At 70.7% G+C, this 14,028-nt stretch carries 12 protein-coding genes and 1 riboswitch; of the genes, 9 read left to right on the top strand and 3 right to left on the bottom strand.

Going from position 1 to position 14,028, the window contains the following annotated elements; all coding sequences use genetic code 11:
* Positions 1 to 249: 249 nt before the first annotated feature.
* From G4D83_RS07460 to G4D83_RS07450, 3 genes are all read right to left on the bottom strand, one after another.
* Positions 250 to 1,959: a dipeptidase gene (locus tag G4D83_RS07460; protein WP_163863985.1), complete on the bottom strand. Its 1,710-nt coding sequence runs from the start codon at positions 1,957 to 1,959 to the stop codon at positions 250 to 252.
* A gap of 165 nt (positions 1,960 to 2,124) precedes the next feature.
* Complete coding sequence (locus G4D83_RS07455) at positions 2,125 to 2,478, bottom strand: ComEA family DNA-binding protein (RefSeq protein ID WP_163863984.1); 354 nt, start codon at positions 2,476 to 2,478, stop codon at positions 2,125 to 2,127.
* The gene (locus G4D83_RS07450) at positions 2,475 to 2,723 is read right to left on the bottom strand and encodes a hypothetical protein (RefSeq protein WP_163863983.1); all 249 of its coding nucleotides are present in this window, start codon (positions 2,721 to 2,723) and stop codon (positions 2,475 to 2,477) included. The genes G4D83_RS07455 and G4D83_RS07450 overlap by 4 nt, the downstream gene beginning before the upstream one ends.
* Positions 2,724 to 3,114: 391 nt before the next feature.
* On the opposite strand from G4D83_RS07450, the gene G4D83_RS07445 reads away from it, so the two are divergent.
* The 9 genes from G4D83_RS07445 to G4D83_RS07405 all read left to right on the top strand — a co-directional run bounded on the left by G4D83_RS07445 (position 3,115) and on the right by G4D83_RS07405 (position 14,024).
* On the top strand, positions 3,115 to 4,014 hold the full coding sequence (locus G4D83_RS07445; protein ID WP_163863982.1) for an MBL fold metallo-hydrolase: 900 nt from the start codon (positions 3,115 to 3,117) through the stop codon (positions 4,012 to 4,014).
* A gap of 67 nt (positions 4,015 to 4,081) precedes the next feature.
* Positions 4,082 to 5,341, top strand: a complete 1,260-nt coding sequence (locus G4D83_RS07440) for a dipeptidase (RefSeq protein WP_163863981.1) — start codon at positions 4,082 to 4,084, stop codon at positions 5,339 to 5,341.
* A 169-nt stretch (positions 5,342 to 5,510) separates the two neighbouring features.
* Positions 5,511 to 6,614 carry a hypothetical protein gene (locus tag G4D83_RS07435; protein WP_163863980.1) on the top strand — a complete coding sequence of 368 codons (1,104 nt, stop codon included), beginning with the start codon at positions 5,511 to 5,513 and terminating at the stop codon, positions 6,612 to 6,614.
* A gap of 44 nt (positions 6,615 to 6,658) precedes the next feature.
* Positions 6,659 to 7,255 carry an RNA polymerase sigma factor gene (locus G4D83_RS07430; protein WP_163863979.1) on the top strand — a complete coding sequence of 199 codons (597 nt, stop codon included), beginning with the start codon at positions 6,659 to 6,661 and terminating at the stop codon, positions 7,253 to 7,255.
* A complete protein-coding gene (locus tag G4D83_RS07425) occupies positions 7,252 to 8,178 on the top strand; it encodes a tetratricopeptide repeat protein (RefSeq protein ID WP_163863978.1) in 927 nt (308 codons plus the stop codon). The genes G4D83_RS07430 and G4D83_RS07425 overlap by 4 nt, the downstream gene beginning before the upstream one ends.
* Positions 8,175 to 9,443: a DUF7305 domain-containing protein gene (locus G4D83_RS07420; protein WP_163863977.1), complete on the top strand. Its 1,269-nt coding sequence runs from the start codon at positions 8,175 to 8,177 to the stop codon at positions 9,441 to 9,443. The genes G4D83_RS07425 and G4D83_RS07420 overlap by 4 nt, the downstream gene beginning before the upstream one ends.
* Positions 9,444 to 9,560: 117 nt before the next feature.
* Positions 9,561 to 10,085, top strand: coding sequence for an FHA domain-containing protein (locus tag G4D83_RS07415; protein WP_240356200.1), 525 nt, complete (start codon positions 9,561 to 9,563; stop codon positions 10,083 to 10,085).
* Between the two features lie 7 nt (positions 10,086 to 10,092).
* A riboswitch (cobalamin riboswitch) is annotated at positions 10,093 to 10,241 on the top strand.
* Between the two features lie 59 nt (positions 10,242 to 10,300).
* Positions 10,301 to 12,436 (top strand): TonB-dependent receptor plug domain-containing protein, encoded by a 2,136-nt coding sequence (locus tag G4D83_RS07410; RefSeq protein ID WP_205522585.1) that lies wholly within the window; start codon positions 10,301 to 10,303, stop codon positions 12,434 to 12,436.
* Positions 12,411 to 14,024, top strand: a complete 1,614-nt coding sequence (locus tag G4D83_RS07405) for an MXAN_6577-like cysteine-rich protein (RefSeq protein ID WP_163863976.1) — start codon at positions 12,411 to 12,413, stop codon at positions 14,022 to 14,024. The genes G4D83_RS07410 and G4D83_RS07405 overlap by 26 nt, the downstream gene beginning before the upstream one ends.
* Positions 14,025 to 14,028 lie beyond the last annotated feature (4 nt).

Here is a 14,028-nt window from a genome sequence, read left to right as displayed (position 1 = left end):
GGGGGTCTATCTCTTCGCGCTCCCCCCGCCCTGTAACTTCGTTGTGTATCAGTCACCAGAAGACGTGGGGAGGCTTTCACCTTCCGCCAGTTCCGCCTTCCGCACTCGTGCTTCCCATGACCCGGGAGGGGGGCGCCCGTTCCTCCACCCCGTGAGGTGGGAGGCGGGGAGCGCCCCGCCTGGGTGGACCCGCTCGGTGGCGGGCCCTGGTGGCCCCTCCTGGCCTGGGGCCTGGGAGGGGGCGGGGGACTACGGCGCGGGCGCCACGGTGGGCTTGGGCGCGGGCGGCGGGGGCGTCTTCGGGCCGGGGCCGGGGGCCGCGACGGGCTTGAGCTCCTGGGGCTCGGGCGGCATCTCCAGCGTCTTGCCGCGCTCCTGGGCGATGCGCCGGTACCAGCTCTCCGGGTACTTGGGGTGGTTCACCTTGCCCTGCTCGTCGCGGACGTTGCCGTCGATGTACTTCACCAGCAGCGTCTCGCCGAGCTTCCGCCAGCGCGCGTGGACCTTCTCGCCCTGCTGCACCGAGTAGGTGGTGAGGTACTGCCGCGCCTCTTCCGGGCTGCGCTTGTAGTGCTCCAGCGCCGTCTTCTCGATGTCGGCCTGGTCCGCGAGGAACTGGCCCTCCAGCGCGCCCTGCTCCTTCCGCACGTCCACGGACATGTCGCTCCAGCGCGAATAGGCCTGGTTGGACACCCAGTTGAACACCCAGAAGGAGGAGTCCCAGGAGAACGCCCCGCGGCTGGCGACGCCCTGGGCGAAGTTCCTCGGCACCTGCCGGATGCCCGCGTACATCGGCGTGTAGACGGTCATCGACGTGTCATCCACGCCGAACCAGAGCACGCCGCCGATGGGCGCCGGCATGGAGCCGCGCATCTGCGCGACGAAGGAGAAGCCCGTCTGCTGCGTGGAGATGGCGCGCTCGTGGACGTACTTCTTGCCGTCCACCTCCCACGTCATCGGCCGCCAGCGGTAGGGCAGCGCGTAGGGCCCCGCGCCCACGTCCTTGGACATGTCGAGCGGCGTGTTGTCGAAGTGGTCGCGCATCAGCGCCATGACGTCCTGCACGGACAGCTTCTTGTCCGGCTTGACCCACAGGGGCAGCCGCTTGGCCGGCGCGGAGCCATCCGCGTACTCCGGACCGAAGTTCTTCGACGGCGCCGCGCGCCGGAAGATGCTCCACACCCGCGCCTCGGAGAAGCGCTGCCCGCCGAAGTCGAGCGGGTTGTACGTCTCCGCGAAGCTGAAGTCCTTGTCCGCGCCCTTGAACCAGCCCTTCTCGCGAGCGAAGGAGATGACGTCCGGCGAGTACAGCACGTTGTCCGAGTCGTTCAGCGGGAACTGCTCGATGCGCGACTGGTTGGCGTGAGCGGTGATGTGCCCTTCGGGCAGCTTGCGAGCCACCCACACCGCGCCCTTCTGGCCTTCGCCCTTGCCAATCATCTCCAGCAGCCACGCCTCCTTGGGGTCGGCGATGGAGAAGGACTCACCGGTGGACGCGTAGCCGTGCTCGGCCACCAGCTTGGTCATCACCGAGATTGCCTCGCGGGCCGTCTTGGAGCGCTCCAGCGCGATGTAGATGAGCGAGCCGTAGTCGACGATGCCCGCGGGCGCCTCCAGCTCCTTGCGGCCGGAGAAGGTGGACTCGCCGATGGAGAGCTGGTGCTCGTTCATGTTGCCGACGACGGAGTACGTCACCGGCGCCTCGGGGATGCGCCCCAGGTGCTTGCCGGTGTCCCACTCGATGATGTCGCGCCAGGCGCCCTCGGCGTGGCGGCGCGCGGGCGTGTAGTACAGCTCGCCGTACAGCTCGTGCGCGTCCGCGGCGTACGTCATCAGGGTGGCGCCGTCCGCCGTGGCGCCCTTGTTGACCAGCATGCTGGTACACGCGAGGACGGGCGGAGCAACCAGCGCGGCCGAGACGGGCAGCGCGGTGAGCAGTCGAGGCAGTCGTCGGTTCATGGCGGCGGATGCTCTACCAGCCGGGTTCCAGATACAAACCTCACTTGCGAGGTGCCTGGCCGCTCCCCCGGCGCGAAGCCGGGACTTCGGGCAGGGCCACCGCCCGGGCCACGATGCGGACCCGGGCGGCGACCCCGCTCCCCAGTAGTGAATGGATGCGTCGTGTCAGTTGTTCGTGGCGACCACCTCCTTTCCCTCGGGAGGCGGGGCCACCTGCTCCACCTTCAAGGTGGTGGGGCCGCTCAGCGTCAGGTGGGCCTTGAGCTTGAGGAACTTCTTGCGGCCGAAGCCCTTCACCCGCACCAGCTCCTCCACCCGCTGGAAGGGGCGCTTGCCCCGGTGCTGGATGATGCGCTGCGCCGCCGCGTCACCCACGCCGGGCAGCAAGTCGAGTTCCGCCGCCGTCGCCTCGTTGAGGTTCACCACGCCCGAGTACTGGGTGCGCAGTCGCGCCGCGTCCGCCACGCCGGGCTTCCCCACCAAGAGCACCAGCGCCAGCAGTCCCCACGCGGCCCTCACGAGTGGCCCCCCACGGGCGCCGCGTCCAGCCCCACCTCGGGCGCGTACCGCCCGCCGACTCCCGGAGTGTCCCGCTTCTCCGCCGCCTCACGCACGTGCAGCTTGCCGTCCAGCGGCAGCACATCCAGCAACACGTTCAGCGAGCCGTCCTTGTTCACGAACGCGCTGCCCGCCCGCACCCAGATGCTCCCGCCCTTGCCCTCGCGAATGGAGAACACCGCCAGTCGCTTCCCCGCCATCAGCATCTTCCGCCTCCACACTCCACACCGCGCCACCACGGCGCGACCGCCTCTCCGGCTTGACCGCCTGAGGTCGCCGGCTGCTTGAGCAGTCGCCGTGCCAGGGCCGTCTCCCTCGGAGGCGCGTCATCACCACCGTGCACGCATCCGCGAGGTGTCCCACCGCGAGGACGGGCGCCGGGACTCCAGTGGCTTCTCACGCGGCGAGATGCGTGAGGTTCACCGAGGCGCGCGAGGCGCCCACGCGCGAGAAGGGCGCTGCGCGATTCCTTGCGCTGGCGCGCCGCTTGTTCGCGGGACGGTCCGTGGCTCGCGGGAGAAGTGAGGCTCTCGGGAATGAACGAACGCCAGGTTTGCTAAGAAGCCCGCGGACGCATCCCCGTCGTCTGGAGGTCGCATGAAGGCCGTTGCCGCCGTGCTCGTCCTGCTCCCCTGCCTCGTGCTCGCGCAGGAGCGCGACTTCTCCCAGGTGGAGGTGCGCGCCACGCCCGTCGCCGGCAACATTCATCTGCTCCAGGGCGCGGGTGGCAACATGGCCGTCTCGGTGGGGCCCGACGGCGTGCTCCTGGTGGACGACGACTTCGCCCCGCTCATCGACAAGGTCCGCGCGGCGCTGAAGACCCTGAGCAAGCAGAAGCTCGTCTACGTCCTCAACACGCACGTGCACAGCGACCACACCGGAGGCAACGCGGTGCTCGGGCGCGAGGCGACCCTGGTGGCGCACGACGCCGTGCGCGCGCGCATGTCGAAGCCGAGGGTCCGCCGGGGTGAGACGCTGCCTCCCGCGCCGGAACACGCGCGTCCCATCCTCACCTTCCAGCAGGGCCTCAGCCTCTGGTTCAACGGCGAGGAGGTTCGGATGACGCACCTGCCGTCGGGCCACACCGATGGTGACAGCACCGTGCTCTTCGTGGGCAGCAACGTGTTGCACGTGGGCGACCAGTTCTTCACGGACCGCTTCCCCGTCATCGACCTGGAGGCGGGCGGCAGCGTGGAGGGCTACGTGCGCAACGTGGAGGGCGTGCTCGCGAGCCTGCCCACGGGCGTGCGCATCATCCCGGGCCACGGCGCGCTCGCGGGGCGCGAGGAGTTGGAGCGCTTCGTCGCCATGCTGCGCGAGACGACGGCGCTCGTGCGGCGCAAGAAGGTGGCGGGCAGGACGCTGGAGCAGGTGAAGGCCGAGGGGCTGCCGGAGCAGTACCGGAGCTTCGGCGAGGGCCACGTCAAGACGGAGAAGTGGCTGGAGACCGTCTACGCGGGCCTGGGCGTGGTGGGGCAGGGCAGCACGCGTCCCTGACATCCCTTCATCCCATCCAGGCTCCGTGGGAGAGTCCCCCCAAGTCCCGTCGTTCCGAGGTGTCCGCGTGAACCGCTCCGTCCTCACCGCCCTGCTCCTCCTGGGCGCGCCTTCGCTCGCCGCCGCGCCCGCCGCGTCGTCGCCCATCTCCGCGAAGGCCCGCGCCATCCACGAGTCGGCGCTCATCATCGACACGCACGTGGACACGCCCCTGCGCATGCTCAACGAGGGCTTCGACGTGGGCTCCCAGCCGCCCAATGGCCAGGGGCACCTGGACCTGACCCGCGCTCGCGCCGGCAACCTGGGCGCGGCCTTCTTCTCCATCTGGGTGGAGCCCAAGGAGTTCGCCGGCCAGTACACCCACCAGACGCTGCGCATCATCGACTCGGTGCTCAGCGCGGTGGAGAAGCACCCGGACCAGATGGTGCTCGCCCTGTCGTCGAAGGACATCGTCGCCGCGCGCGCCGGCAAGCAGAAGAAGCTCGCCACGCTCATGGGCGTCGAGGGCGGCCACTCCATCCAGAACGACTTGGGCGTGCTGCGCGACTTCTACCGGCTGGGCGTGCGCTACATGACGCTCACCTGGTCCAACACCAACGAGTGGGCGGACTCGTCGGGCGATATCCAGGACGCGGCGGTGAAGCACCATGACGGCCTCACCGACTTCGGCCGCGACGTCGTGCGAGAGATGAACCGGCTGGGCATGCTCGTGGATGTCTCCCACGTGTCCGACAAAACGTTCTTCGACACGGTGAAGGTGACGCGCGCGCCCGTCATCGCGTCGCACTCGTCCGCCCGCGCGCTCACGGACCATCCGCGCAACATGACGGACGAGATGCTCAAGGCCGTCGCGGCCAACGGCGGCGTCGTCATGGTGAACTTCTTCTCCGCCTTCGTCGACGACACCTACCGCAAGGCCTACGCCGCCATGGCCACCGAGCGGAAGGCCGCCGAGGCCGCGGTGGAGGCGAAGCACAAGAACTCGGACCCCGTCACGCGCTTCCGCGCGGACTCCGAGGTGAGCTGGGAGTGGGCCGCGAAGGTGCCGCGCCCGCCGCTGGAGGCCGTCATCAACCACATCGACCACGTCGCCAAGGTGGCCGGCGTGGACCACGTGGGCCTGGGCTCGGACTTCGACGGCATCAACTCCTCGCCCCAGGGGCTCGACTCGGTGGCGGACCTGCCGCGAATCACCGAGGCGCTGGTGGCCCGGGGCTACACCCGCGAGCAGCTCCACAAGATCCTGGGCGGCAACCTGCTGCGCGTCTTCCGCGAGGCCGAGCGCGTCAGCCGCGAGCTGCGCGCCACCCCGAGCGTCCAGCGCTGAAGCCGCTCGCGAAGGCAGCCTGGAGTCCCAGGCCCATGGCTGCCCGTCCGCCGGAGGATTGCAGGCGCAGCGCGTCTTTTCCGGTGCGCCTGCCACCCACGTCGTCGCGGTGAGGCGTGTTTGCCCCGGGGCTTCCCGCGCGCACTCACGAGACGCTAGCCTCCGCGACATGGCATCGGGCGTCGTGTTGATTCGGCTGGGGCTCGTCGCCGCCCTGTGCCTGGGCGTGGAGGTGCGCGCGGCGGACGGCGGCTCGTGGCTCGCCGTGGCGCGTGTGTCCTCGGACGAGGACGGCGCCCTGCTCGAACGCGTGCGAGGCCAGAGCAGCGACCTGCCCGTCGAGCTGCGCGCCATGCCCGGCCCGTCCCTGGAGGGCACGCCCCAGGACCAGTGGCGCTCCGTCGTCGAGCTGGCGGATGCCCAGCAGGCCCGCGCCGTCCTCTGGTTCCAGCGCTCGGGCTCCGAGCTGCGCGTCCACTTCGCCGAGCCCGGCAGTCGCCACCTCTTCGTGCGCATCGCCCGACTGGAAGGGCAGCCCGGCGCGCTCGAGTGGTCCGCGGGCGCCGAGGCCGTGGCTCTCGTCGTGCGCTCCGCCCTGCGCGCGGTGGAGGCCGGCACGCCCCTGGGAGACGTCGTCGAAGTCGCGTCCCCGCTGCCCGCGCCCGCCACCCCCGAGACGGAGCGCGAGCCCACGCCCATGCCGCCAGAGCTCTGGTCCATGCCACCGGCGGCCTCGGACTCGGTGTCGCTGCGCTGGCAGGTGATGGTGGGCGGGGTGATGACGCTGGATGGGTATGAGAGCTCGGGCCATCAGGGCCTGCTGCTCGCCTCCGGCTGGGAGTTCCGCACGCTGCGCATCCGCCTCCAGGTCCTCGCGGGTCTGGAGAAGAAGCTCCCGGATGGGCGCACGGACGTGAAGCTGGAGCAGTACGCCGGAGGCCTGTGGTTGGACACTCCGCTCATCGAAGCGGGGAACCTTCGTTGGGGCGTGGGCGCGGGACTGGGCCTGCTCATCTTCGGCCGCAGCACGGAGTCGTACTTCGGCGGAATCATCGCCGCCAAACCCCGCTTCGTCCCCGCCCTGCTGGCCGGGCCCGACACCTCGCTGCGCTGGCGCTTCTCCCAACTGGTCGCGATGGAGGCCACCGTCGCCGCCGATGCCGTCTTCGGGCGCCCCCGGCTCGGTTACTCCGAGGACGGAAACTTCGTGCCGCGCAATGAGGGCTGGGCGGTCAGGCCCCGGTTCGCCCTGGCGCTGGTGTTGCTGCCGTGAGTGGAGATGACCCGTTTTCGCCTCGACCTCCCTCCATGGGGGCGATGACGAGCACGGGACGGGAAGTGGTCGGCAAGGCACGTCCTGGAGCGGACCCCCGCATCCAGGCGGCCATCCAGGGACGCCGGGAGGCCGCCGAGTCCTTGCTGATGGAGCTGTTGCCGCGCGTTCGCAACCTCGTGCGCTACCTGGTGCATGGGGATGGAGAGGTGGAGGACATCTCGCAGGAGGCGCTCATCGCGCTGTTGCGCGGGCTCTCCACGTATCGGGGTGAGGGGCAGTTCCAGTCCTGGGTGGACCGGGTGGTGGCGCGAACGACGTTCGCCTGGCTGAAGCGCGCTCGGGGCAACGAGGCGCGGCGCGGCGATGACTCCGCGGAGTTGATGGCGGTGCCGTCCGAGGACGCGCCTCCCGACGAGTACGTGCACCGCCGTCGCATGGTGATGCTGCTGGACCGTATTCCCGACGAGCAGCGACATGCGATGGTGTTGCATCATGTGCTCGGCATGAGTGTGCCGGAGGTATCAGACGAGCTGGGAATTCCCTTCGAAACGATTCGCAGTCGGCTGCGACTGGGGCGCACGGCGCTCCGCGCGCTGGCGACCGAGGACGGCTCCGTTCCGGATGGAGGTACGGAATGAGCCGGCCCCTGGATGAGGACGGGCTGTCGGCGGGGATGCTCGCGCCGCTCGATGAGGGCTCGGGGCCCGCACGGCGACTGTCCCGGCAGAAGTCCGCGGCGCTGGTGCAGGCCGCCATGCTCGCCGCGCTGGATGCGCCTTCGCCGCCACCGCGTCCCCGTCGACGGTACGAGTGGTTGATGGGCGGCGCGCTGCTCGTGGTGAGCGCGGCGGCTGTCGCCACCTGGCACCTGTCTCGCCGGAGTGAGTCGGACGCGCCCGTCGAGCCGTCCGTCGTCGCGAGCCCCACTGGGGCCGAGCCCGCGCGTCCGGAGCAGGTCGACGTGGGGCGGCCATCGCCCGAGGTCACCGGGGTTGGTGGAGCGCGGGCTTTGCCGGATGGTACCGGCGTCAGCGGCGGGCTGACCGTGCCCGAGGGCGCCGGTGTCGATGGCTCGCGGGCCGAGTCCGAGGTGCCTGGCGTCGACGCGGCCCGGCCCGAAATCATCGCGCCGCCACCGTCCACGAAGCCCCGGGTGGAGCACCGGCTTCCGGGTGCGCCCGCGCCGGAGGATTTGTTGCGCCGGGCCAATGAGCACCGGGCCACGGGACAGTGGAAGGCCGCGGAGGCGCTCTACCTGCGTGTCATCCGGACCGACCCGAAGGACATGTCCGCGTATGTGGCACGCGTGGCCTCGGGCTCGCTGCGGCTGGAGCACCTGGGCGATGCACGCGGGGCGTTGCGGCAGTACCAGGAGGCGCAGCGGGGCTGGCCCGGGGGCATCCTGGAGGAAGAGGCGAGTCACGGTGTCGCGGAGGCCCTGCGGGCCCTGGGCGACAGGGACGGCGAGGCGCGAGCGCTGGAGGCCTTCCTCGCGCGACATCCTGATTCGCCCCATGGGGTGGCGGCTCGGACCCGACTGAGGGAGATTTCAGGTCGATGACTCGCGCCTTCGCATCGCGGTGGAAGCGTTCTCCTGGCGGCTTCGTCCTGCTGGGCTGGCTCGCGGTGGGGCCCGCGTGCTCGGTGAGGGACCCGGTGGCCTTCATCAACACCCCGCACAACGACGCGGGTCCGGTGGCCTCGTCCGATGGTGGGCCGACGGGGGAGGCCGAGCCTCCCGATGACCAGGCGGCCTTCTGTGCGTCCACCGGGCCGCTGCTGCTCGTGGGCGACAGCGTCACGGGCGAGAAGGTGTGCAGCGGCCATCTGGCGGAGCGCGCCTTCCGGTTCGCGTTGTGCTCGTGTGACAGGCTCGCGTTCAGCGCGGCGCTCACCACGGACGCGTTCCGGAGCTCCCTGGGCAAGTACGTGCCGGGAGGGCAGGGCGGCGCGGTGGCGACGAATGGCGGCGTCGCGGCCAACGACACGTTGAAGGTGGGCGGTGGGTTCAGCGCGGGCGGCGCGGATGGCATCTCGCTGGGACGAGGCCTGTCGGTGGGCGGCGGCCTGTACAGCGGAGGTCCGCTCACGGGCAACGTGTCAGCGCAGGTGACGGGCGATGCGTGGGTTCGCGGCGACGTGGGTCTGGCGTCGCTGACGGTGGAGGGCAAGCTGGCCGTGCCCGCCGGGAATCTCATGTCCGGCACGGTGACGGCCTCGGAGGTGCTGCGCGAGCCGGTGGAGTCGGTGGCGCCATGCGCGTGTGATGACGCCTCGCGGGTGGATATCCGCGGCCTCATCGCCAACCACGCCGAGCACAACCACAACGCCGCCATCGGCCTGGATGCTGCGTCGCTGGAGGGCTTTACTGGAGAGCGCACGCTGGAGCTGCCGTGCGGGCGCTTCTTCCTGACGGGCATCGAGGGACAGGGGCGGCTCAACCTCGTCGTGCGCGAGCGCACCGCGCTGTTCGTGCGCGATGCCGTCGTCATTGGCGAGCGGCTCTCCGTGGAGGTGGTGCCGCCCGGAGAGCTGGACCTGTTCATCGGCGGCGACGTGACGGTGGCGGGACAGCTGCTGCTGGGCTCGGTGGATGCGCCGGCCCGCGTCCGGGTGTACTCGGCGGGCACCGGGACGCTGGGCATCTCCGCGGGCAGTGTCATCGCGGGAAATTTCTACGCGCCCGGCGCGACGATGACGCTCAGTGGGAACGCGGAGGTGTATGGCTCGCTCTTCGTGCGCCACATCGAGGCCTCCGGCGCCCTGGGGCTGCACTACGACGCGGACGTGCTCACGCTCGGGAGCGCCTGCGGCCTCGCGAAGTGAGGTGCATGCCACTTCCTCGCGACACCGGGACGACTTCGCTCACGAGCGGGGGTGGACAGACGAGAGAGGCGTGCACAAGCTAGTGAGCGCACCTTCCTTCCGGCCTGGAGGACCCCTGTGCTCCACCGTCTGTCAGCGCTGATGGCCCAGCTCCAGGAGGACCGCGAGGCGCTGCTGCGAGGTGTCGGGTGGCCCGTGCTGGTGTGGGACTCGATGCCGCGTCTCCCTCGCGCGGTGTCCCCGGTGGAGGCTCCGACACTGATGGGCCCGTCGCCGTCGCGTGTGGTGGAGCCCGTCGTCTTCGAGCTGCGGCCGCGGCTGCCGGGAAGTGGTTCCGAGGTGACGGTCGGACGCAGCCCGGAGTGCGACATCGTCCTGCCGGAGCCCACCGTGTCGCGACAGCACGCGCGATTTCGTCCGGAGCCGCACACCGAGGTGTGGAGCGTGACGGACCTGGAGAGCCACGGCGGCACGTACCAGGAAGGCGTGTTGATAGTGCCGGGGCGCACCTCACCGCTGTTCAGCCGAGCGTCGCTGCGACTGGGTGGCGCGGAGGTGGTGTTCCTCCAAGCGAGTGCCTTCGAGCAGTACGTGCGCTCGCGTGCCGCGTCGTCCCGGGTGCGCTTGACGCGACGGAGGTGACCCCCTTAGAAGGGGTGCGCCCTTGGGTGCCCATGTCGGGCTTTCAAGAGGGAAACCGGTGAGATTCCGGTGCGGTCCCGCCACTGTGATTGGGTAGCCCGGAGGACAGGGCAGGAGCCCATCAGTCAGGAGACCTGCCCAGGGGTGCGAACGTGTCGCGCGGCGACACGCTCGGATGGCCTTCTCTCTTCGATGGAGAGAGCGGAAGGCGGAGCATGCGGCGCACCTTCCTCGTCGGGCACCTGGTGTGCCTGGCGCTCAGCCTCCCCGCCAACGCACGCGCCCAGGCGTCGGATGATGCCGATGTGGGCACGCCCCCCGAGCACGTCGAGCCCACGGCCGGCGTCGAGGCGATGCCTGTCGGCGGCGACGAAGCGAACTCCGATGCCATGCGGGACGTGGAGGCGAGTCCACCCGAAGTCGCCGTGGAGCCAGAGAGACCCGGCGCGCGCTCCACTGTCGTGCGGGGCAAGTCACCACCGCCTCCTGACTCACCCGAGCGCAGGGACCCGACGGGCGCCATCACCGTCATCGACGCCACCGCTCGCACGGGCGAGGCGCGTGACTCGGCGGAGTTGCTCGTCGGTTCGGTGGGCCTCGCGGTGCAGGACTCGGGGGGCTATGGCCAGAGCAAGAGTCTGGTCGTCCGAGGCGCCGCGTCGAACGGGGTGTTGGTGTTCCTCGATGGAATCCCGCTCAACGGCGCGGGAGGCATGGCGGACCTGTCCCAGGTCCCCGCCGCGTTGGTGGAGCGCTTCGAGGTGCTGCGCGGCGGCGCGGGTGCTCGCTATGGCTCGGGAGGCCTGGGCGGCGCGGTGAACATCGTCACGCGCGCGCCTTCCGCACAGGCGCGCGCCAGTGGCGAAGTCACGTACGGAAGCTGGAACACGGCGCTGGGGCACGTGGCCGTCACCGGCCCGCTGCTCGACGGACATGGCCTCGTGTTGCTGCACGCGGGACGCTCGGATGGGGACTTCGCCTACGAGCTCGATGAGCTGCCCGCCGTGGACGACAACCCCGTCACCGCCGAGGCCCGCGCGCGCAACGATGCCCAGGGCGGCGGCGTGCTCCTGCGCTATCGACGACGACTGCCCGGAGGCTCGCGCCTGGATGTGCTCTCCGAGCTGGCCCTGGAGGACCGCGCCATCCCCGGCACGGTGCAGAACCCCCAGTCCGCCGGGCGACAGGATTTGGACCGGCTCTCGCTCGGCGTGCGCTGGTCGGGTGCGCTCGGAGGCGCGGGAACACAGGGCAGCGCGCGCGGCTTCTTCCGGCGAGATGGCCTGGAGGTGACAGGCGGGCTCCTCGGCGCGGGTGGTCCGCAGCGGCACCTCGTGGGCGGTGTGGAGCTGGAGGGACGGCTGCCGCTGGGCGGCGCTCACACGCTGACCACCACCGTGGCGTCTTCCGGCGAGCAGGTCACCGAGGCTCGGGGCTCGCAGTCCGCGGGATGGTGGCGCGGAAGCGTCATGGCCATGGATGAGTGGGCGCTGTTCGGCGGCGTGCTGGACGTGGTGCCCTCGCTGCGGCTGGAGCGCGTGGGGCCCTACTGGCTCTTCTCTCCGAAGCTCGGCGCCGCGGTGTCGCTGGGCGGTGGCTTCGGCCTGCGCGCCAACGCGGGCCAGTCCCACCGCGCGCCCTCGTTCCTGGAGCTGTACATCCGACAGGGCACGCTCCTGCCCAACCCCGGCTTGAAGCCCGAGCGCGCGCTGTACGCGGACACCGCCCTGGTCTGGGACTCCGAGGAGACCGTCTCCGGTGCACCCCGCTGGAGCGCGACGGCGGGTGGGTTCGCCGCGCTGTACGAGAACCTCATCGCCTACGAGCTGTATCCGCCGATGATGGCGCGGCCCTACAACTTCGACGCCGCCCGCGTGTGGGGTGTGGAGCTGGAGGGCGAGGCGCGGCCCTTCTCCTGGCTGTCCGCCAGCGGCAGCTACACCTGGTTGCGCACGCAGAACCGACTGGGCGACCCGCGCTACTACAATCAGGACCTGCCCTATCGCCCTCGCCACAAGTGGGTGGGCCGCGTGCGCGCTGGCCCCGACTGGCTCAACGCGCGCACCGAGGTGCTCTACCAGGCCGCGCAGCTCGTCAACCGCACCGGCACGCGCGACCTGCCGTCCCGTACCCTCTGGAGCGTGGGTGCCTCCAGTACGTTCCTGCACGCGCCGGACGTCACCTTGTCCGTCGAGGTGAAGAACCTCCTCGACTCGCGGGCCCAGGACTTCACCGGCTTCCCGCTGCCAGGACGCGCGGCCTACGCGACGCTCGCGGTGGCGCTCGACCCGAACCCCGCTTCGCCTCCTTCCTCCGAGGACTCCCATGCCCCGCGCGCCCCGTCTCCCTGAGTCCACGCCGCTGGCGTTGCTGTCGGTCTGTCTCCTGGCGCTCGTGCTCACCGGCTGTCCGGACGAAGGCGTGGTGTGCACCGCGGGCCTCACCGTTTGCGAGGGCACCTGCGTGGACCTGCGCGGCGACACCGCTCACTGCGGCGCCTGTGGAACCACCTGCTCCACGGGCGAGGTCTGTCAGGACAGCGTCTGTGGTTGTCGCGCCGGCACCGAGTCCTGTGGTGGCGCCTGCGTGGACACCGCGACGGACGTGGCCCACTGCGGGGCGTGCGGCTCGGCCTGTGCCACGGGTCAGGTGTGTGAAGCGGGCACGTGTCGCGCGGGTTGCTCGGAGGGGCTGCTGCGCTGCGGTGGCGCGTGCGTGGATGCTCGGAGTGACGTGCTGAACTGCGGCGCGTGCGGCGTCGCGTGTCCGGACGTGCAGTCGTGCCGCACGGGCCGGTGCTCCTACGACGTGGTGACGGCGTGCTTCACGAACGGACAGCTCGTGGGCATCCAGGCGGGGACGGACCAGCTCGGGCCCCGGCGCGAGTTCGGCGCGGGCGTGCAGTCGCTCGCGTCGTGGGATGGCTACGTGCTCGCGGCGGACATGACGAACGGCAAGCTGCTCCAGGCGGCGGGGGGCAACCTGGGGGCTCTCGTCGAGGAGGACTCGCTGGGCGTGGTGTCCGGCTCACCCAACGACATCCTCGTGGACCCGCCCTACGTGTACGTCATCGATTCGGTGAACAACACGCTCCAGGTGCTCAAGCGCGAAGGCGCCGCACAGGGCAACGGTCTGGGCCTGCGCACGGTGGGCCAGGTGAACCTGGGGGCGAACACCAGTCCCCAGGCGCTCGCGCGCTTCGGCTCCACGCTCTACATCCCGCTGTTCGGCACCGCGAGCTCCAGCTTCCAGCACGGCAACGCCGTGGCTCGCGTGGACATCTCCAACCCGGAGCAGCCGCGCAAGGTGGACACGCTGTCGCTCACGGGCCTGGACCTGAAGCCCTTCGGCGGAGGCCCGGTGATGCCACTGCCGTACTCGGTGACGGCGACGCGCTCGGCTGTCTACGTGGCGCTCACCAACCTCAACCCCGCGAATGACTACCGTCCCAACGGGCCGGGCATGCTCGCGCGCATCGACCCGGCCACTGGCGCGGTGAGCGCCATCGACCTGGGCGCGGAGCGCTGCCTCAACGCGGGCTACGTCGAGGCGGTGGGAGACCAGCTCGTGGTCGCCTGCATCGGCGAGGCCATCTATGACCCGGAGAATGGCTACATCGCCACGTCCGTGCGCTCCACCGGGTTGGTGCTGGTGAAGGACGACTCCGTCGTGGCCTCCTACGCGCTCAACCCCGGCTGCCAGTCCGGTGCGCCCGGGTGTGTGCTCTCCGTGGCCAGTCGCTTCGCGGTGGCGAAGGGCGCGGTGTACCTGGCGGACACCAACGCCGGCCGAGTCTTCGTGGTGGAGGTGGGAGACGGTCGCCTCACCGAGCGCCGTGGCTACTCCACGCCCGAGGCGAAGGGCCCCGCGCTGGAGGCGTGCCCGTTGGACCCGCGTCGCCCCGTGTCCAATGCCATCGACGTGACCTCGCTCCATTGACAAT

The organism is Myxococcus eversor (assembly GCF_010894455.1).
Classification (GTDB): domain Bacteria; phylum Myxococcota; class Myxococcia; order Myxococcales; family Myxococcaceae; genus Myxococcus; species Myxococcus eversor.
Note: the sequence above shows the minus strand (reverse complement) of the source record. Positions and strands in the feature narration are given on the sequence as shown.